General features: G+C 38.3%; 16 protein-coding genes. 7 read left to right on the top strand and 9 right to left on the bottom strand.

Annotation, left to right across the window (positions count from 1 at the left end; all coding sequences use genetic code 11):
* Positions 1-83: 83 nt before the first annotated feature.
* Positions 84-2,276, bottom strand: coding sequence for a catalase (locus ADHAQ_RS0121990; protein ID WP_026464765.1), 2,193 nt, complete (start codon positions 2,274-2,276; stop codon positions 84-86).
* Positions 2,277-2,758: 482 nt separating this feature from the next.
* Positions 2,759-3,313, bottom strand: coding sequence for a 2'-5' RNA ligase family protein (locus ADHAQ_RS26725; protein WP_051360099.1), 555 nt, complete (start codon positions 3,311-3,313; stop codon positions 2,759-2,761).
* A gap of 241 nt (positions 3,314-3,554) precedes the next feature.
* Between ADHAQ_RS26725 and ADHAQ_RS27455 the strand changes: the two genes are divergently transcribed.
* The 4 genes from ADHAQ_RS27455 (at position 3,555) to ADHAQ_RS0121965 (ending at position 10,690) form a co-directional block, all read left to right on the top strand.
* The gene (locus ADHAQ_RS27455; RefSeq protein WP_051360098.1) at positions 3,555-5,882 is read left to right on the top strand and encodes a PAS domain S-box protein; all 2,328 of its coding nucleotides are present in this window, start codon (positions 3,555-3,557) and stop codon (positions 5,880-5,882) included.
* A gap of 170 nt (positions 5,883-6,052) precedes the next feature.
* Positions 6,053-7,996 carry a ribosomal protection-like ABC-F family protein gene (gene abc-f, locus ADHAQ_RS0121975; RefSeq protein ID WP_026464764.1) on the top strand — a complete coding sequence of 648 codons (1,944 nt, stop codon included), beginning with the start codon at positions 6,053-6,055 and terminating at the stop codon, positions 7,994-7,996.
* A gap of 14 nt (positions 7,997-8,010) precedes the next feature.
* Complete coding sequence (locus ADHAQ_RS0121970; RefSeq protein ID WP_051360097.1) at positions 8,011-9,336, top strand: type IX secretion system plug protein; 1,326 nt, start codon at positions 8,011-8,013, stop codon at positions 9,334-9,336.
* Between the two features lie 121 nt (positions 9,337-9,457).
* Positions 9,458-10,690: a glycosyltransferase family 87 protein gene (locus ADHAQ_RS0121965; protein ID WP_169728029.1), complete on the top strand. Its 1,233-nt coding sequence runs from the start codon at positions 9,458-9,460 to the stop codon at positions 10,688-10,690.
* Positions 10,691-10,816: 126 nt separating this feature from the next.
* Here ADHAQ_RS0121965 and ychF read toward each other — a convergent pair whose 3' ends face one another.
* From ychF to ADHAQ_RS0121950, 3 genes are all read right to left on the bottom strand, one after another.
* Entirely contained in the window at positions 10,817-11,914 is a 1,098-nt protein-coding gene (ychF, locus tag ADHAQ_RS0121960; RefSeq protein WP_026464761.1) for a redox-regulated ATPase YchF, read from the bottom strand.
* Between the two features lie 281 nt (positions 11,915-12,195).
* Positions 12,196-13,194 carry a hypothetical protein gene (locus ADHAQ_RS0121955; RefSeq protein WP_026464760.1) on the bottom strand — a complete coding sequence of 333 codons (999 nt, stop codon included), beginning with the start codon at positions 13,192-13,194 and terminating at the stop codon, positions 12,196-12,198.
* Between the two features lie 263 nt (positions 13,195-13,457).
* The gene (locus ADHAQ_RS0121950) at positions 13,458-13,784 is read right to left on the bottom strand and encodes a DUF3276 family protein (protein ID WP_026464759.1); all 327 of its coding nucleotides are present in this window, start codon (positions 13,782-13,784) and stop codon (positions 13,458-13,460) included.
* Between the two features lie 261 nt (positions 13,785-14,045).
* Between ADHAQ_RS0121950 and ADHAQ_RS0121945 the strand changes: the two genes are divergently transcribed.
* Positions 14,046-14,960 carry a DUF58 domain-containing protein gene (locus tag ADHAQ_RS0121945; RefSeq protein ID WP_026464758.1) on the top strand — a complete coding sequence of 305 codons (915 nt, stop codon included), beginning with the start codon at positions 14,046-14,048 and terminating at the stop codon, positions 14,958-14,960.
* A 242-nt stretch (positions 14,961-15,202) separates the two neighbouring features.
* Positions 15,203-16,318, top strand: a complete 1,116-nt coding sequence (locus tag ADHAQ_RS0121940) for an MFS transporter (protein ID WP_026464757.1) — start codon at positions 15,203-15,205, stop codon at positions 16,316-16,318.
* Between the two features lie 9 nt (positions 16,319-16,327).
* Here the strand turns inward: ADHAQ_RS0121940 and ADHAQ_RS0121935 are convergent, their stop codons facing one another.
* Positions 16,328-16,948, bottom strand: a complete 621-nt coding sequence (locus ADHAQ_RS0121935; protein ID WP_026464756.1) for a DNA-3-methyladenine glycosylase family protein — start codon at positions 16,946-16,948, stop codon at positions 16,328-16,330.
* A gap of 188 nt (positions 16,949-17,136) precedes the next feature.
* A complete protein-coding gene (locus tag ADHAQ_RS0121930; protein WP_026464755.1) occupies positions 17,137-18,162 on the bottom strand; it encodes a threonine aldolase family protein in 1,026 nt (341 codons plus the stop codon).
* An 81-nt stretch (positions 18,163-18,243) separates the two neighbouring features.
* Here ADHAQ_RS0121930 and ADHAQ_RS0121925 point away from each other — a divergent pair, with 81 nt between their 5' ends.
* On the top strand, positions 18,244-18,441 hold the full coding sequence (locus ADHAQ_RS0121925; RefSeq protein WP_026464754.1) for a hypothetical protein: 198 nt from the start codon (positions 18,244-18,246) through the stop codon (positions 18,439-18,441).
* Positions 18,442-18,518: 77 nt separating this feature from the next.
* Here ADHAQ_RS0121925 and ADHAQ_RS0121920 read toward each other — a convergent pair whose 3' ends face one another.
* Both ADHAQ_RS0121920 and pyrE read right to left on the bottom strand, forming a co-directional pair.
* Positions 18,519-19,013, bottom strand: a complete 495-nt coding sequence (locus ADHAQ_RS0121920) for a metallophosphoesterase family protein (protein WP_026464753.1) — start codon at positions 19,011-19,013, stop codon at positions 18,519-18,521.
* Positions 19,014-19,091: 78 nt separating this feature from the next.
* A complete protein-coding gene (pyrE, locus tag ADHAQ_RS0121915; RefSeq protein WP_026464752.1) occupies positions 19,092-19,730 on the bottom strand; it encodes an orotate phosphoribosyltransferase in 639 nt (212 codons plus the stop codon).
* Between the last annotated feature and the right edge of the window lie 87 nt (positions 19,731-19,817).

The following is a 19,817-nucleotide window of genomic DNA, read 5'->3' as shown; positions in this document are numbered from 1 at the left end:
TTAAGAACTTATAAATAAAAAGAGGGTAATTTTAATTACCCTCTTTTTTTGTTTTAGTAGACCTGGATTTAAAAATATGATTTTTAAGCCGGTATCATTACTTTTTCTTCCCGGTCCCAATGGCGATGTTTACCTATAGCCGTTAGGAATTCCTGCATAAATTCTTCCAGGCCAGCCAAAGGCGAGGCCGTTACTATTCCTTTTGCTGAAACTATTTTCTCGGAGGTTTCACTGGCTAAGTTTAAATCAGGTATTGACGTTGCTTTCAAAAAGGTTATTCCTTCACTGGTAGCTCCAATTGGTTTACAATGTTTAAAGGCTTCTAGAACAAAGTGCAGTGCATCTCCTTCTTTTTGCAAGGCTGCTATACTCTGGGCGCCTCCCGGAATATAAAGAGCATCAAACATAATAGATCCGGTAGTTATGTGGCTTTTATCTGTTTCAATTTCTTCACCGGTAGCAGCTTTGCGCTTTCCCAATAGCTTAGATACAATTTTACTTTGAGCACCGGCTTCTTTTAATGCTTTTTTGACGTGCATTACTTCCTGGTAATTAAAACCATCTTCCAGCAGGATGGCTACTTTCCGCGTTTTTACTGCATCTTTTTTGTTTTTTTCCATACTTACCGAAGCAGCCGTATGGACGGATTTCCCACTTTTTATCTTCTTAGCTGCTTCATCAGCTACAAAATTTCCGGTAGATTCCTGTTCAACATGCTTAGGTACATCCACGCCAATTCCTTCGGCTACCCGTTGAGCCAACTCCGGAGAAATAATATTAAAATGACCCAACATGCGTTCCCGAATGGCTTTGGTTTCTACTTTACCAAGTTCAAAATGGGCTGCCTGTACAATATGTTTCTTTTCTACTTCGGTTAAAGAGTTCCAGAACAAAGTTGCCTGGGTGTAGTGGTCTTTAAAGCTTTCACTTCGGGCCCGTATTTTATGACCTTCTACTTTTTCGGCATAATGAACATAACCTCCTTCTTTTTCCGGTGCCATTTTAGGATAACCATTACCGAGGGAATTTGGAAAATAATTTACTTTGCCCTTGTTAATGGTTTGTCGCATAAAACCTGCCCCGTTGTGGTTATGAACGGGGGCTACTGGCCGGTTGATAGGCAATTCCGTAAAGTTGGAGCTATTGAACCGGTTTAATTGGGTATCCACATAAGAAAACAAACGGCCCTGTAATAACGGATCATTAGTTACATCAATACCAGGTACTACATTGCCCGGATGAAATGCTACCTGTTCGGTTTCGGCAAAAAAGTTATCCGGATTTCTGTTTAATACCATTTTCCCGATGGGTTTAAGTGGCACTAACTCTTCCGGAATTAATTTGGTAGCGTCTAATAAGTCAAAATCAAATTTAAACTCATCCTCCTCCGGTACTAACTGCACGCATAATTCAAATTCCGGGTAATCGCCCATGTCAATGGCTTCGTACAAATCCCGACGGAGATAGTCTGGGTCCTTTCCGGCTAGTTTTTGGGCTTCATCAAAAACTAAAGAATGGGCGCCTAATGTTGGCCGCCAGTGGAATTTTACAAAATGCGCCTTTCCTTCTTCATTAATAAACCTAAAAGTATGGACGCCAAAACCTTCCATCATGCGAAAACTTCGGGGCAGGGCCCTGTCTGATAAAACCCATAGGAGCATATGCATGGTTTCGGGCATAAGGGAAGCAAAATCCCAGAAGGTATCGTGCGCGGCCGATGCTTGTGGCATTTCGTTATCTGGTTGTGGTTTTATGGCGTGTACCAGGTCCGGAAATTTAATGGAATCCTGAATAAAAAAGACCGGAATATTATTGCCTACCAGGTCATAATTTCCATCTTCCGTATAAAATTTGGTGGCAAAGCCCCGAACATCCCTTACTGTATCCGCTGATCCTCTGGATCCAACTACGGTAGAAAAGCGAACAAAAACAGGCGTTTTTACCGCCGGGTTAGACAAAAATTTTGCCTTTGTATATTTTGCAAAAGACTCGTAAGGCTGAAAATAACCATGAGCACCAGAACCGCGGGCATGTACCACCCGCTCCGGAATCGATTCATGGTCTAAATGCGTCATTCTTTCGCGGAAGTGGAAATCTTCCATGATTGTAGGTCCGCGAGAACCTGCTTTTAAAGAATCATCTGTATGATTTACCCGAACTCCCTGATCGGTGGTCATGTATTGATCCTGAGGCTCTTCCCGAAATGATTCTAACTGGTGGTTTTTGCTGTTTTCGTTTACGCCATCAAAAGCCGGATTTTCCTGTGAGTTCTTCATAATTATATAGTTTAGAGCATGGAACAGTTAAATTTTGAAACAAAGACAAATTATTTGTGAGGTGATTTTTACAAAATATGTCTAAGTATTTTTTACTGGACTACCTGAAAATACGGAGAGATATCCTCAAGGGTTAAAATAAATATAATTTTTTTTAGTAGGTATTAAATTAAAGTAGGATTAAATTTGGATTATTAAAGGAGGGAGTTTTGAAGTCTAAATATCTTCTTTGTTCAAATAAAGACGGCTATTTTTATTTAAATAGCAAAAACAATAATCTATTTAATGTCTTAAGTAAAGTTTGAGGAAGGACATTTTTACCTTTATGGGATAAAAGGTGCTATAAATAATTAGGCAATTAGAGGAAAGCTAGTAAAGATAAATATACATACAAAGATTGTACTTATCAGGTATAATAGGATGAGAAAATGAAATTTTAGTAAAGTATAAGCATTCTGGAAAAAAAATAGCAGAAATTTTATTTAACTTATAATAGGCTGGGGTAAAAAGTATTCTGCTTCTTTTTCAAACACAGGAGCTATCTCGCTTCTTTTCAAGATATTTAAATTATCAATTTTTATATCCCAATCAAAATTATATCTAGATAAATACTTGAACATAGGGGTCATCATGTCTAAAGAGGTATCGTGTAAGGCCAGAGAAATATGAGGAAGCCATAATTTCGGTTGAGAAAATTGGCCCACTTCTATGCTTAGCTTAGAAATATCCTTGAAGAGTTGGGCATGAAATTTATTTAGAGGTTGGGTTCGTAAAACCGGAATATAAATTACCGGGTGCTCACCAGGGAAAACACCAATACCAGTGGTATATACATGGAAAGGTTTTGAACAAAAACAAAATCGTTCTAAATAACTTTTTAATAAATTAAGATTGAAAGCTTCGGTGGTAAGGTAAGTTATGTGCGGAAAGGGAGTGGCTTGTATTTGCTTGAGTCCAAATTCATTTTCAAAATCAAAAATAATTTTATTTACAATATCATCATGTTTTGAATCTAAAGTAGAGGTTAATGCTAGCATGAAATTTCTTTTATAGCTCTTTGCATGTATTTAAAGATTTCTCTTCTACGCATAAATAGGCATAAGTTTAGCAACAAAACAAATTTATGGGAGGGTTATATTTTATACTTAATTTTATATTAAAAAAATTATATTAAATAGCCTCAATAAATATAGTATTAAAAGAAAAATACAATTTGTTTGTTTTCGTTTTTTTTACTGCCTACCTTTAAACTTAACAGATGATGTTAATATACCTGCTATGATTTTAGATTCCAAGGCCCTGATTGGTGATTTAGAAGCTGTTTTCCCGGTTTCTTTTTTCCAATTTAAATTATATCCGGATGGAGCCTATGAATTGCCCTACGTTAGTAAAGGCTCATTTGAATTATATGGTCTTACTGCGGAACAGCTGATGGCAGATCCTCAGGTTGTATTAAATATTTTACAAAGTGAAGACCAGGCCGGGTTTATGCAAAGTATTTATGACTCAGCTGAAACTTTGACACCCTGGTTTTTTGAAAAATGGATTACTATACCAACGGGTAATAAAAAATTTTTAAAAGCTAAATCAAAACCTCAGCGGCAGCCAGATGGCAGTACTATCTGGAATGGAATATTTTACGATGAAACTGAGCGGGTACTATCGCAGGATCAATTAGATAAGAATGCTATTTTAGCAAAAGCTACAAACAAATTAGCAAAAGTAGGAGGCTGGTATTGTGAAGTGAATAAGGGCTTTGAGGACCTTTTTTGGTCTGATGAAGCCTATGCCATTCATGACCTGGAACCGGGAACTCCGCTTACCTTTGAGCTGGTGAGTAGTTTTACAGTTGCAGAAATAACGGAATATTCTCATAAATATTGGTTTAACTTATTTTTAACTGGCGAACCTTTTGATATAGAAGTTCCAATAACTACTGCAAAAGGAAATCTGAAATGGATCCGGCAAATTGCTGAGGTTGAATTTAAGAATGGAGTACCTTTTCGGGCATACGGAGCTTTTCAGGATATTTCGGACCGAATTAATCATTTACAGGAATTAAGTTTTAGTGAAGAGCGGTTTAAGAATGTGTTTGATTATGCCCCCATTGGCATGGCCTTATTAAGTAATTCTGGTAAATGGCTGCGGGTAAATAGGTCTTTGTGTAAAATATTAGATTATCAGGAAGCAGAATTATTAAACTTAACTTTCCAGGAGATTACCTATCCAGAAGATTTACAGAAGGATCTGGAGCTACTCCAGCGAATAAAAAACCGGGAAATAGATTCCTACCAACACGAAAAGCGGTACATCAGTAAAAGCGGCAAGCTAATCTGGACACTTTTAAGCGTTTCCTGTATCCGGAACCTGAAAGGAGACAGCCTTTATTTTATTGCTCAGGTTTGTGATATATCAGAACAGAAAGAAGTGCAGCAAATGTTATTTAAAGCCAAAGAGCAGGCAGAACAAGGAACATTAGCCAAATCCCAGTTTCTTTCTACCATGAGTCATGAAATCAGGACTCCAATGAATGCTGTAATTGGAATAACTAATTTGTTGTTGCAAAATAATCCCAAGCCGGATCAGATGGAGAGCCTGAAAGTTTTAAAATTTTCGGCTGAGAATTTATTAGTATTAATTAATGATATTCTGGATTTTACTAAAATAGAGGAAGGAAAAATAGAGTTTGAAGAAGTAGATTTTAGTTTGAGGGACCTGATTAGTAATATCCGCGCTGCGCAATTACAAAAGGCTGATGAGAAAGGACTGCGGCTGAAACTGATGCTGGACGAAGACTTGCCGGAAACCTTGGTTGGTGATCCGGTACGGATTGGCCAGGTTTTAACAAATTTAATAAATAACGCCGTAAAATTTACGGAAGCTGGTGGCGTAACCGTAGAAGTGGTGTTAAAACAACATGATGATGCTTGGGCTACTATTAGTTTTAATATAAAAGATACCGGTATCGGTATTTCGGACGATAAGATACCTTATATTTTTGATTTGTTTACGCAAGCAAGTCCGGATATAACCCGCAAATTTGGAGGAACGGGTTTAGGTCTGGCTATTTCTAAAAAGCTGTTGCAACTACAAGGAAGCGCTATTGATGTAAAAAGTAAACTGGGAGCAGGAACAACCTTTTCTTTTGAATTAAAACTAAAAATATCCGATAAGAAATTAGAAATTAATTCTTCCCGAAATTCTAGTAAGGAGAAAAAGACATTAAAAGGAGTCAGGCTGTTGTTGGTAGAAGATAACCAGTTTAATGTATTTATTGCCCAGCAATTCTTAAACAACTGGGATGTTAATTTTGATGTGGCTGGAAATGGTAAAGACGCCTTAGGCATGCTGCAACAAAATGAATACGATGTGGTTTTAATGGACTTGCAAATGCCTGAGATGGATGGGTATGAAGCAACTGAAGTAATCAGCAACCAAGAAACAACTTATGCCAATATTCCGGTTATTGCCCTTACGGCCTCAGCTATGCTGGATATTAAAGACCGAGCCTTTGCTGTTGGAATGGATGATTATTTAAGTAAACCATTTAACCCGGAGGAGCTTTTCCGGAAAATAAAAAAATACGCGGCCAAACCTGCCTTATAAATAACAAATTTCCTTTTAAGAAAGCTTTTTTAGCAGAAAAGCAGAACACAGCTTTAGATTAGGCTCTTCCGAATTACGCAAAAGGATGTATTGGCTAATGAAATAGCGAACTAAAGCACCTTCTTGTTTCGTTTCAAATTGTTAGCTTTGCATTTTATTTCTGCGAATTCATGATTTCTATTAATAACCTCGATTTTCATTTTGGTAGTCGTACCCTTTACGAAGATGCCAACCTGCACATAAAACCCAAAGATAAAATAGGTTTAATTGGTTTAAATGGTACCGGTAAATCTACTTTGTTACGCGTACTGGTAGGGGAGTATAAACCCGATGCCGGTAGTATTCAAATGAGCCGGGAAACGACTTTGGGTTTCCTTAACCAGGATTTACTTTCTTATGATACTCATGAAAGTATTTTATCGGTGGCCATGCAGGCTTTTCAGGAAGCCCTGGATTTGCAAAAAAAGATTGATGAAGTACTACTTGAATTCGAAACTGATTACCGGGATGAATTGGTAGATAAACTGGCTAAATTACAGGATCAGTTTGAAGCTCTGGATGGTTATAATATTCAAAGCAAAGCCGAAGAAATTTTAGAAGGTTTAGGCTTTTCTACAGATGATTTGCAACGTCCGCTTAAAACTTTTTCGGGTGGATGGCGCATGCGCGTTATGTTGGCTAAAATATTATTGCAGAAACCTTCTTTATTATTATTGGATGAGCCTACCAACCACTTGGATTTACCGTCCATTAAATGGCTGGAAACTTATTTGGAAGGCTATGAGGGATCCGTAATAATTGTATCACATGACCGGGAGTTTTTAGATAAAACAACCAACATGACGGTGGAAGTATCCCAGCAAAAATTAAATGTATATGCCGGGAACTACAGCTTTTATGTAGAGGAAAAAGCACTTCGGAACGAAATCCAAAAAGGAGCTTTCGAAAACCAGCAGGCACAAATACGGCAGACAGAGCGGTTTATTGAGCGGTTTAAAGCTAAAGCAACTAAAGCAAAGCAGGCTCAATCCAGAATGAAAGCGCTCGATCGGATGGAACGGATTGAGGATGTGGCGGCTGATGCCCCTAAAGTAAATTTTAAATTTCAGTTTAAAGTAGAGCCGGGCCGGCATTTGCTACGGCTGGAAAATATAAGTAAGAGCTACGGCGAAAAAGTAATTCTTAAAAATACCCACGTTAATATTGAAAGGGGCGATAAAATCGCCTTAATTGGGGCCAACGGTAAAGGTAAATCTACCTTAATGCGGATTATAGCCGGAACCGAACCAATTGAAGGCAAACGGCAAATGGGCCATAACGTTATTATGGCTTTTTATGCTCAGCACCAGTTGGAATCCCTGAACGTGGAAAACGAAATTTTACAGGAGCTTAGCGAGGCAGGTAGTAACCGTAACGAAATGGAACTTAGGACCATTTTAGGTTCTTTCCTGTTTACAGGTGATGCGGTATTTAAAAAAATAAAGGTGTTATCAGGTGGCGAGAAATCGCGGGTTGCCTTAGCTAAAACCTTAATATCAGAGGCTAACTTTTTGTTACTTGATGAGCCTACCAACCACCTGGATATGCAATCAGTTAACATCCTGATTCAGGCCCTGGAGCAATACGAAGGTACCTTTATGGTTATTTCCCACGACCGGTACTTTGTAGAGAATGTGGCCAATAAAATCTGGTATATTGAGGATTATCAGTTAAAAGAATACCCGGGCACTTACCATGAGTACGAATACTGGCAGGAGCAACGTGATAAGGAAGCCCGTAAACTCGGTGTAAAAAATGATAAGCAGGAAGCTAAAACTATTACGTCTGAAAAACCAAAACCTGTTTTCAACGATAGCAATAACCTCCAAAATGATTTAAAGCGCCTGAATCAGCAGCTAAAACAACTGGAGCAGGAAATAGAAAGCCTGGAAACGGAACTAGCGGGTTACGAAGAACAATTGGCTGACCCGAAAGTATATAGTGATTTAAATACGCTACAGGAAATAACTTCCAAATTCGAAGCCAGGAAGCAAGTACTGGATCAAAAAAATTCCCAATGGGAATCCGTAATGGAATCTATTGATGCTTTAGAAGTAAAATTAAAATCAAACTAAATCCAGAAAATCCGATGCAACAGCCTTGTTATAAAATAATTTATGTCTTTATAATTTTAATGCTGTTGCAGGGATGTGTTCCGGTAACGCAGCAAGCCGGGGTAGAAGGTGGTGGAGGGGCTTCCTATGCCGAGGTTCCTCTACGTTTCGAGGATTATGTTTATAGTCCTAATATTCAATCGGTTCAATGTTATGTCCAGAGTGGCCATCCGGAGGAGGTTTTAAATCCGCCGGTAATTTCTTTAAGTCAGGATCAGCCTATCGTACTGGAATTTGATCAGGTAAATGCGCAGCAGCAACGCTTTGTGGCAAAGCTGATTTACTGTGATGCAGATTGGAAGGAATCGAGGTTGACTCAAAGCCAGTACATGCCTGATTTAAATGAATTTTATATTACCGATATTTCGCCTTCTTATAATACCAAAGTTCCTTATTTTCACTACCGCTTTAGAGTGCCGCCAGTAAAATTAAGCGGTAATTATTTATTGGTAGTCGCAGATCAGAATGGGCGTAATGTATTATCCCGGAGAATTTTGATTTACGAACAAAGTGTAACGGTTGGGGCAACCCCTAATTTAACTACCGGAGGCAATGCCCGGTTTACTAATCAGCAGGTAGATTTTAATATTTTTTATCCGCAGTACCAGTTAGTAAATCCGGCTCAGGAAGTTAAAGTGGTTTTACGGCAAAATTTTAGGTGGGACAATGCCAAACAGAATATTAAACCGCTGTACGTACGGGAAACAGAAAGACGGTTAGAATACAACTTTTTTGAATTGCAACATACTTTCTTGGGACTTAACGAATATCGTTTTTTCGATAACCGGACCCGGCGGGCTTTAGGGGCCAATGTAGCCGCAGCTAACCGAGAAGTGGTACCCGAAGAAATCAGGTTAATACCTGAAAAGAGTAGGGCTAAAGACCCGTTTAGTCAGCAGATTGATATAAATGGTCGGCGGGTGTTTGGCAGCCGCGATTTTAATAATCCTCTTAGTTCCGACTATAACTGGGTAACTTTTCAATTAGCAGCGCCGCAGCCTGCTCCCGGTAATGTTTACATTTTTGGTGAATTAACAGGCTGGAAACTAAACGATGCATTTAAAATGCAATACGATGCTACTTCTCAGTCTTATGTGGGCCGGGTGTATTTAAAACAAGGTTATTATAATTATAGTTACGCAGTGCAACAGGGAGCAACAGCCCCGGACGAAACTTATTTTGAGGGCAGTTTCAGTAATACCGAAAATATGTATGATATTTTAGTTTATTACCGTCCACCCGGGACCCGCACCGATTTATTAATAGGCTACCAGGTAGTTCCGTTTAACCCTAGAAGGTAATAATTATAAGTTAAATTGAGGCTTGTTTAGCTATATTTGTGGAGTACTTAAATACCTAAATCGGTAATATTTATAATATAAAGCATTAAAAAGTTTAATGCTTTTTTTATTCCTAATTTTTATGCCCTACCTCTTTACGAAGCAGAATCTCTGGTTATTCCTGATCCTTATTACCAGCCTGTTCCTTTTTACTGGTGAAGTCATAAACGGCAGGTTTTATATGCACGATTTTGAGGTTTATTATAAAACAGCTAACCGCTTTTTACACGGCCAGGAACTTTACCGGCTAAAGGAAGATGGCCATTTTGTTTTTAAATATTCCCCGACCAGTGCATTTTATTTTATTCCGCTTTCTTTATTGCCTTATTCGGTAGCCAATGTGGTATTCTGGTTTTTGTTAATTATCATTTTTGCATTAACCCTTTATACCTTTTATAAACTTTCGGGAAGGGGAGAGCAGGAGCTGCCGATAGAGCAGAAGCAAAATACAGTATTGCTTTTAACGTTCTTAACGGCCGTTACGCATTTACACCGGGAACTTCATTTGGGGCAGGTAAACCTATTGTTGCTGGCCTTATATGTTTTCATGTTGCAGAACTTGGTATTTAAAAAATATAAAACCGCAGGGTTTCTTTTAGCCACCAGCTTATTTATAAAGCCTTTTGGATTGATATTTCTGCCTTATTTCTTTTTAAGAAAGAAAGCCAAAGCCCTTTTTTATACCTTAATTTTTGTAGGAGTTCTTAGCCTGGTGCCGTTGCTTTTTTACCCGGGTTTAACCGCCTTTAAACATCTTTATATAAATTGGTTCCAGGAATTAGCGGTAGAGTTAAAAGCTAAACAAAGCTTACTGGAGCCCGGCAACCATACTATTTTTTCGGTAGTTGCCCGGTACACGCCTTTACAATACCTGGTTGATAATGCTATTGCTGCTAAGGTATACCAACTAACCATGTTGGCTCTTATTGGTATTAGCTTCTTGTTTTTTATAAAAAAGGGGAATTCCGCCAAACAACCAATTGTGGCCGAAGGAGCCATCTTAATTTGCTTGATTCCTTTATTTGCAGTAACCAGCATGAACGCTTTTCTCTTTGCTGTACCCTGTGTGGTATTCCTCTTGTCTCAGGTAGCCAGATTAAGAACCTTCGCCAAAGTAATGTTGGCAGCAGGTTGTGTGTTATTAGGAGGGAATAATTATGATTTGGTTGGCCGCCGGAATTTTATGGTTTTAGAAGATCTTTCTGTTTATACATTTGGAGCTATTCTTATATTAGGATTGATGTATTACCTCCGGTTTAAAAAGAGCAAACTTGAGCCCAAAGCCAACCCGGAAGCAACGATAGTACCTACCTAAATATTTACTTAATAGCTGCTTAAACACCTTTTAAAGGATAATAACAGCTTCTTTAAATTTAGAAACTAAAAAGAAATGGCGACAATTTATGTGCCGCCATCCCTTTTAAACTATGGTTAAATAAGTTTAAACATTGAATCTGAAGTGCATGATGTCGCCATCCTGAACCACGTATTCTTTGCCCTCTACAGACATTTTACCAGCTTCTTTGATTTTTGCTTCAGTTTTAAATTCCTGGTAATCGGGTAATTTAATTACCTCAGCCCGGATAAAGCCTTTTTCAAAATCAGTGTGAATGACGCCAGCTGCCTGCGGTGCTTTCCAACCTTTCTGGATTGTCCAAGCACGTACTTCTTTAACGCCAGCCGTGAAATACGTAATTAGGTTTAGTAAGCTGTAAGAAGCTTTAATTAATTGATTTAAACCAGATTCTTTTAGACCATATTCTGCTAAAAACATTTCTTTTTCTTCCGGTTCAGTAAGTTCGGCAATTTGCGCTTCAATGGCTGCCGAAATTACTACCACCTGGGCGTTTTCGTCTTTTACATGGTCTTTCAGAGCTTCTACAAACTGGTTACCAGTATTGATAGCGCCTTCGTCCACGTTAGCCACATAAACAACTGGTTTCAACGTCAGCAATTGCAAATCGGCTACTGCTTCTAAATCTTCTTCGGAAGCACCTAAAGAACGGGCATTCTTGCCACTTTCCAGGTGGGCTTTGAAAGCTTGTAAGGACGCAAATTCCTTTTTGGCTTTGGCATCCCCAGATTTAGCGGTACGTTCTACTTTAGCTATTTTTTTATCAATAGATTCCAAATCTTTTAGCTGGAGCTCGGTATCTATTACATCTTTATCAAAAACCGGATCTACCCCCCCGGCTACGTGTACAATATTAGGATCATCAAAGCAGCGTACAACGTGAATAATGGCATCTACTTCCCGGATATTTGCTAAAAATTTATTGCCTAATCCTTCTCCTTTACTAGCTCCTTTTACTAATCCGGCAATATCTACAAATTCTATGATGGTAGGCAAAACCCGCTCCGGGTGCACCAGTTCTTCTAATATTTGCAAACGCTCGTCTGGTACGGTTACTACCCCAACATTAGGTTCAATGGTACAGAATGGATAGTTAGCCGATTCGGCTTTGGCACTAGATATAGCATTGAATAAAGTAGATTTTCCGACGTTAGGCAAGCCTACAATTCCGCAACGAAGTCCCATGTATTTAAAATAATGTAAGGTTAAAAGTATAATTAGAAAAAAGACAAAAAGCATATTATTTGCTTTTACCTCCTTTAAAATCGGGTGCAAATATACTTACTATTTTAGGTAATAGCTATGGGTTTTATTATTTCCTATAATAAGCCGGTTACAAATCTAAAATCTGATATTATTAATCAAGGTATAAAGGTTAAAAGAAAAAGGAGGAACCGGAAAATTTTATGTTTATCACTAGTAGAGAGACTCACCTTAAGATGGTGACTTATTAAGCTCATCTTTTTTTAAGTCCTTTTTAAAGTATAACCTAAACTAAATTTTATAATTTTTGGTCCGTTTAATGAAACCCCTTCGTTTTCTATTAAAGCTCCAAACCGAATGCTTTTAATATTAGCTCCAATACCAATGTTAAAATAAGGATAGAATTTAGAATTATCTATTTCATTTTTAATTATAAAGGCACCAGACAATCCCAGGTTAAAAAAGGGCTTAAATAATTGGTTTGGCGAATAAACAAAATTACGTTGCAAAGAAACCGGAACTCTGATAATTTGCATTTTAGCCGGAACTCTAATTACCTGCTGGAGAATCTTTGATTCGTGAGAAAAATTAAAATCTAACGAAAGGTAATTTATTCCAAAGTAGGTGGCGTATTTGCGGCTGATTTCCGGATTATTTAAAGTCCAAAAATAGCCTAACGGAAATCCTTTCCCATTTGAAAGAAGCGTATTATCTGGTGTTAAATAAGTATTAAAACTTGCTTCAACCCCATGACTTAGGGTAGACTTAATTTTAGCATTAAATTTCTCACTTTTAACTTCAGGGGACTTACATTCATTATACCTTTCTATAAAATTTGAAAAATCTTTTTCGGTAAAGCTAATATTGGCAATCTGGCTTTTTAAATCTTTATCACAATCATTAGCTATAATATTTAAAATGCCCATGTATCGCTTATTTACACTTACTTGGTTATTGGTCCAGTACTCATATTGACCAAGTGTATAATCTTGATTTTCCTTTCTAATGATGAAGACAAAAGTATTATCTGGATTAAAGATTACCCTTCTTTCACCTTCAGGGACCTGAAGTTTGTATAAATTAGTGTATCCTCTTAAAATTAAACGAGCAAAACGAGGCGAAGAAAAAGCCAAAGTATCCTTTCTGATTTCAGCCTTTACAGATTCATAATGCACATCATCTTTTTTAAAACCAAATCCTTTGATTAATTCCGGAGAAAGTAATTCTTCTTTATTTTCATTTATACCAGATTTAAAATACACTACTTTACTTAAGTTAATTTCATCATTTCGTTTTATATAACCTGGAATGGTATCATTGTTTATGATATAATAGCCTTCTTCGAAAAACCGGGATTGTCCAATACCCCTGGTAGTATTTATGATTATAAATAAAAGAATTTATAAGGAAATGCGCATGAAATCAAAATTGCAGTAAAATGTATTTTTATTTTAGGAGATAAAGGAAATAAAAAAAGCCCATGCAAACATGAGCTTCTAAATTATGTAGTTAAGAACTTTTTAAACTATTCCCATTTTAATTCATCATCCATTTCAGCTGGTTGCTGAGCTTGTCTTTCCAGTTCAGCTAATACATCTTCAGTTAGTAATTCAGATTTTACGTGGTCGATAGTGCTCTGAAGTGCTTCTACAAACTTAGCGAAATCTTCCTTGTATAAGAAAATCTTGTGCTTCTCATATGAGTAAGCATCATCTTTAAATTTTCTTTTACTTTCCGTAATCGTAAGGTAGTAATCATTTGACCGTGTTGACTTCACATCAAAGAAATACGTCCTTTTCCCAGCTCTTATTCTTTGAGAATAAATTTCAGCTTTTTCGTTGTTCTCTTCCACTTTTCTAAATTAACTTTTTATCTAATGTATGGCTAAAGTAAAGTATTTAGATGATTTATAAAAATTTTTACTGTTAAATTTACGTTAGTCACGTAACAGTAAACTATTTTTCAATATTTATCTCTTCTTGGCTTTGCTTTAATATTCAACAAATATAATATTTTACTTTATTTAAAAAATTTTTAGATAAAATAATCTATTTTAAAGAGCAAATATTTTTAAACGCCCGTAAATCACCTCTTTTAAAGGCTAAATATATTTATGAAGCAAACTGTTATTGATCTGGCCGCGGTGCGGAAATTTGAGAATTTAGAATTTCTGGCCAAACAACTGGTTGAGGGGTTTATTACAGGTTTGCATCAGTCGCCTTATCATGGCTTTTCAGTTGAATTTTCGGAACACCGGCTTTATAACAGCGGAGAAAGCACCCGGCACATAGATTGGAAAGTTTTTGCCCGAACCGATAAATTATTTGTGAAGCGCTATGAGGAAGAAACCAACCTGCGGTGCCACCTTTTACTGGATGTATCGCCTTCTATGTTTTACCCGGTTGAAACGAATGGCAAAGTTACCTTTAGTGCCTTGTGTGCAGCGGCTATTGCTACTATGCTTCAAAAACAAAGAGATGCTGTGGGTTTAGTTACTTTTTCAGATAAAGTGGAAGCCCAAACACCTGTTCGTTCAACTAGTTCGCATGTACACACCCTATTGTTGCACTTACAGCAGTTAATAAGTAAACCCTCACCGGGCAAGAATACGAATGTTTCGGAGGTAATACACCAGATTGCCCAGCAAATACCTAAACGTTCCCTGGTAATTCTTTTTAGCGATATGTTAAGCCGGAACGAGGATACAGCTGGTTTACTGGCTGCCTTGCAACACCTGAAGCATAATAACCATGAGGTTTTATTATTTCATGTAACTGATAAAAAAACGGAAGAGCAATTCGAATTTGCCGAGCGGCCTTACGTCTTTATAGACATTGAAACCGGGGAAGAGGTGAAGTTGCAACCCTCTCAGGTACGCGATCAATATTTAAGTGCCATGAAAGCTTTTAAACAGGAGTTGGCTTTAAAATGCGGGCAATATAAAATAGATTTTATTCCGGTAGATATTCAGGAGCCATTTGAAAAAATATTGCTTAATTATTTAATCAAGCGGGGAAAAGTAAGGTAACTAGTTACTGCCTGTTCAGGCTTCTGTTTTCCTTTGCTTTTATTGAATAGTAAGGTCTAGTTGTTAGCTTTGCTTAAAACTCTCTCAAGTAGTTTTTTAATGCCTAAAGTTGAATGGTTTTTATTATAACCTTTCGCTGGAATAGCAGATAGGGCAATAGAAAGCAGATTATAGCCAACAAAATCAATATTACCATAGAAAATTTTTCGATCACTTCAGAAGCTAACTTTCCCTCAAAAAGAGTGTACCGGATTGCGGTGGGGTCTTTGTTTTTTTTACTTGGTTTATGTTTTGCAAGCTGGGCCTCCCGTATTCCTACTATCCAGCATAATCTTAAATTGAACGAATCGCAGTTAGGAGCAATATTGTTTTCAATTCCTATTGGGTCCTTAGTTTCTTTACCCTTGGCAGGCTGGCTGGTTGCTAAATTGGGAAGCCGGAAAGTAGTTACGCTGGCTATTTTAATTTACGGAGTTATGCTGGTAGGCATTGGCGCGGCCCAAAGCGTCCTGCATCTAACAATAGCTTTATTCTTTTTTGGTTTTGTCGGAAACCTAACTAATATTTCTATAAATACCCAAGCCATTGGCGTGGAAGCCTTGTATAAGAAATCAATAATGGCATCTTTTCATGGTTTATGGAGTCTGGCCGGTTTTATGGGGGCGGGTTTGGGTGCGTATATGATTGGTAAAGGTATTATACCGGTACAACATTTTTCCCTGGTTTTGGTTTTGGTGGTGGTAGCAGCTTTAATTAGTACTTGGTTTCTACTACCAGAAGATACCAATAAAAATAAAAACCAACCCATTTTTGTAAAACCGGATAAATCTTTAATCAACCTGGGAATAATTGCCTTTTGTTGTATGATTTGTGAAGGCGCTATGTTTGATTGGAGCGGAGTTTATTTTAAAAAGGTGGTACTGGCCAAGCAGGCTTGGGTAGCAGCGGGGTATACGGCATTTATGTGTACCATGGCTTTGAGTCGTTTTTTTGCTGACTCGTTTACCCAAAAGTTTGGGTTCAAAGCCACCATTCAAGTAAGTGGTATTTTAACAGCTTGTGGCTTGATGATTGCTGTTCTTTTTCCGGACCTGATTACGGCTTTAATTGGCTTCCTCCTGGTAGGAGCAGGTGTTTCTTCGGTAGTGCCATTAGTTTATGGGGAAGCTGGTAAGTCTAATAGAATGTCGCCAAGTGTGGCCCTGGCAGCGGTATCAACTATAGGTTTCTTAGGCTTTTTAGTAGGACCGCCTTTAATTGGCTTGGTGGCCGGGGCTACCAGCCTCCGGGTTTCTTTTACCATTATTGCGTTTATGGGGTTATGTATTACCTTCATGGCCAGCAAATCCAGCACCTAAGAGTAAAATCTAAAAAATATCCAGCGATCGCCACAAGTAACGGGAAGCAATGGTACGGTAAGGTCGCCAATGCTGGGCAATTTCTGCCATATCACTTACTAAAGCTTTTCCGGTACTGGTTAAGCCGTAATGTTTTTTCATGGCATTTTGTATGCCTAAGTCATCTGTTGGGAATATATCAGGTCGGCCCAGGGTGAACATCAAAATCATTTCGGCAGTCCACCTTCCTACGCCTTTTATCTGGGTTAAATGTTTGATTAGTGCTTCATCATCCAATGTATTAAGTAAACGAAAAGATAATTGGCCAGCTTGGGCAAATGCTGCTACATTTTTTATGTAATTGAGTTTTTGAAAAGATAGGCCTACACCTTTCATTACCTCCTCCGGGTGGTTTAATACCAATTCAGGCGCAGGATAATTTTCCGGGAAAAGTTGGAGGAAACGTTCTTTAATAACTCGGGCTACTTTTGTAGAAAGTTGTTGATTGATAATAGAACTTAATAAACTAAGGTAAATATCTTCATGGGAACTGGACTCAATAGGTTTGCCGTTCCGGATTATCACAGCCAGTATGGCATCCTGATTTAAAATGCTCTGCCAATCTAAACTTTCTAACCTTTGATTATCCATTTTCTATAAATTATTTCAATAGTTCTAAGGGGCTGTTTTATAATTTTCCGCCTATTGTTAGTTAAAAAAAAGTTCATAAAAGGCAGGGCAAGGCAGTTTTTAACATGACTGTTTTTCCTGTTGGCCTGCCTTATTACAGTCTTTAGCTTAAGTTTTTTTCTGGCTACTATTTAATGTGATATCTGGAGTTAAAAATTCAGTTTTTTCAGTACATCAATTGTGTATTCCAACATACTAGGAGTAAAATCAAGGTGGGTTACCAAGCGTATTTGTTGTGGACCAAACTGAATGGCTAATATATTTTTTTCTTTTAATTTTTGCAGGAATGACTGGGGATTTAGAGCAGGAGCCAGTTTAAAAATCACGATATTAGTTTCTACCGACAAGACTTCTGATACATATGCACACTTTTGTAAGGTTTTGCCTAACTCTTTTGCTCTGGCATGGTCCTCGGCTAAACGGTCTACCTGGTGTTCCAAGGCATAAAGCCCGGCGGCGGCTAAGAAACCAGCCTGGCGCATGCCTCCGCCTAAAACTTTACGGATTCGTTTAGACTTGTAGATTAGCTCTTTACTACCTAATAAAACGGATCCTACCGGGGCGCCTAACCCTTTAGATAGGCAAATAGAAATACTGTTGAAATACTGACCATATGCTTCTGGCGCCTCCTGAGCCGCTAGTAAGGCATTAAACACCCGGGCTCCGTCTAAATGAAAAGCCATATTATGGGTTTTACAAACCTGAGCAATTGTAGCTATTTCGGGTAGTGTATAAAAAGTGCCGCCTCCTTTATTAGAAGTATTTTCTAAACTTACTAACTTAGAAACCGGGTAGTGGAGGTTATCATTTGGCCTGACGGCGCTCTGCACCATTTCAGCGGTTACTTTGCCTCTTTCTCCGTGAAGCAAGGCAACAGAGGCCGCCGAATTAAAAGCAATACCCCCGCCTTCGTATTGGTAAATATGAGCGGTAAAGTCGCAGATTACTTCTGTTAAAGGTTCTGTCTGAGCTTTTATAGCAATTTGGTTTGTCATGGTACCAGAAGGGCAGAAGAGGCCAGCTTCCATACCAAATAAGGCGGCCGTTTTTGCTTCCAGAGCATTTACAGTCGGGTCTTCCTCATATACATCATCGCCAACTTCGGCTTCCATCATGTACTGTAACATGCCCGGAGTTGGGCGGGTAACGGTGTCGCTACGCAAATCAATTAGCATGTAAGTTTAACTTTAAATCTAAATTTGTTGAGAATGTAAAAATAATAGCTTACTTTTGCGTTTCAATTTAAAATTTGAACAATGGCCGTTACAAGATTAAAAAGAAAACACAGAAAAAATATAGCTAGAGCTAACAACAAGCAGCGTGTAATTAAACAATTATTGGCAACCCCGGTAATTAAGAACGTTGACATTGAAGAATTAAAAGCGCAATTCAATAAAGGTGCTGCACCAGCTGCTCCGGCCGCAGCTACTGAAGGCGAAGCCGCTGCTGAATAATACAATTCCGGTAACGGATATTGAATTAAATTTGAAGATATTTCAGAAGAGTAATGTAGACGTACGTTACTCTTTTTTTATGCCCGCTTTCCAAGTTCCACAACCTGAAGGTTCTCTATTTTTCCGTTGTTAATTTCAAATTTTACCAGCGTACGAATGTGGTGAAAGCCATGCCTGCCGGCTGCTCCCGGATTAATATGCAAAAGATTAAGGCTTTTATCCGGCATTACTTTTAGAATATGCGAGTGCCCAGAAATAAATAACTGGGGCGGATTAGTTTTAATCAATGTGCTTATATCAGGATGGTACTTCCCTGGGTAGCCGCCGATGTGGGTCATCAGTACATCTAAACTGGCCACAGAAAAGCGTTGCACCTTAGGATGGACACTCCGGAGAGTTATATCATCAATGTTGCCGTACACGCCCCGCAGAGGCGCTAAGGCTGCTAAAGCATCCGAGACAGCTAAAGAGCCAAAATCCCCGCCATGCCAAATTTCATCACATTCCCCCATATGCCGGAGAATCTGTTCATCTACATAACTATGGGTATCTGATATAAGGCCAATTTTCATTTTGCTGTTTCAGGTTTTAGAAAAGGGAGAAGTAACTATTTCCGGATGGAAATTAGTTACTTCTCCAAACCAAAATAATTATTTCTTCCACTTATCCGGAGCCTTGCGCCAGGCGCTCAAGGTATCCAGCATATCGGCTTTTATATAGCCTTTTTCCAAAGCTATACCTAATAAGTTTTGGTAGTTACTTAAACAAATAATGGGTATATTAGCCTCTTGGAAATTATGGGCAGCCTTATCAAAGCCATAAGTGAAAATTGCGGCCATGCCAATCACTTCGGCACCAGCATTATTTACAGCTTGTGCAGCTTTAAGGGAGCTTCCGCCGGTAGAAATTAAATCTTCTATTAAAACTACTTTTTGCCCTATTTGCAGGCGTCCTTCAATCTGGTTGCCCATGCCGTGGTTTTTAGGCTCGGGGCGTACATAAATATATGGCAGGTCCAGGGCATCGGCCACTAAAGCACCTTGGGAGATACCAGCAGTGGCCACGCCACCAATTACTTCAACTTCCGGGAAACGATTACGTATTTCTTCGGATAATGCGTTTTTGATAAAACTACGTATAGCCGGAAAAGAAAGGGTTACACGATTATCGCAATAGATAGGAGAAAGCCATCCGGAACTCCAGGTAAACGGAACGTCCGGACGCAGTTTTACGGCCTCGGTTTCTAATAAATACGAGGCAATTTGTAGAGCTGTATTAGACTTTTGCATGGGGCGAAGGTACGTAATAATATTTTTTGGATTTTTATCCCCACCAATTTTTGTTTACGATTTATTTTTTTTGATTTGTAGTTCGAA

Source organism: Adhaeribacter aquaticus DSM 16391 (genome assembly GCF_000473365.1).
GTDB lineage: Bacteria > Bacteroidota > Bacteroidia > Cytophagales > Hymenobacteraceae > Adhaeribacter > Adhaeribacter aquaticus.
The sequence above is the reverse complement of the archived record's forward strand: the minus strand, read 5'-3'. Positions and strand labels throughout refer to the sequence as shown.

Bases quoted from the DNA above. Each gene is read 5' to 3' on its own strand.
- ADHAQ_RS0121945 (WP_026464758.1), top strand. From the start codon at position 14,046: ATGAAGCAAACTGTTATTGATCTGGCCGCGGTGCGGAAATTTGAGAAT.
- ADHAQ_RS0121930 (WP_026464755.1), bottom strand. From the start codon at position 18,162: ATGCTAATTGATTTGCGTAGCGACACCGTTACCCGCCCAACTCCGGGC.
- ADHAQ_RS27455 (WP_051360098.1), top strand. From the start codon at position 3,555: ATGATTTTAGATTCCAAGGCCCTGATTGGTGATTTAGAAGCTGTTTTC.
- ADHAQ_RS26725 (WP_051360099.1), bottom strand. From the start codon at position 3,313: ATGCTAGCATTAACCTCTACTTTAGATTCAAAACATGATGATATTGTA.
- pyrE (WP_026464752.1), bottom strand. From the start codon at position 19,730: ATGCAAAAGTCTAATACAGCTCTACAAATTGCCTCGTATTTATTAGAA.
- ADHAQ_RS0121990 (WP_026464765.1), bottom strand. From the start codon at position 2,276: ATGAAGAACTCACAGGAAAATCCGGCTTTTGATGGCGTAAACGAAAAC.
- ADHAQ_RS0121935 (WP_026464756.1), bottom strand. From the start codon at position 16,948: ATGGATAATCAAAGGTTAGAAAGTTTAGATTGGCAGAGCATTTTAAAT.
- ADHAQ_RS0121920 (WP_026464753.1), bottom strand. From the start codon at position 19,013: ATGAAAATTGGCCTTATATCAGATACCCATAGTTATGTAGATGAACAG.
- ADHAQ_RS0121970 (WP_051360097.1), top strand. From the start codon at position 8,011: ATGCAACAGCCTTGTTATAAAATAATTTATGTCTTTATAATTTTAATG.
- ADHAQ_RS0121925 (WP_026464754.1), top strand. From the start codon at position 18,244: ATGGCCGTTACAAGATTAAAAAGAAAACACAGAAAAAATATAGCTAGA.
- ADHAQ_RS0121965 (WP_169728029.1), top strand. From the start codon at position 9,458: ATGCCCTACCTCTTTACGAAGCAGAATCTCTGGTTATTCCTGATCCTT.
- abc-f (WP_026464764.1), top strand. From the start codon at position 6,053: ATGATTTCTATTAATAACCTCGATTTTCATTTTGGTAGTCGTACCCTT.
- ychF (WP_026464761.1), bottom strand. From the start codon at position 11,914: ATGGGACTTCGTTGCGGAATTGTAGGCTTGCCTAACGTCGGAAAATCT.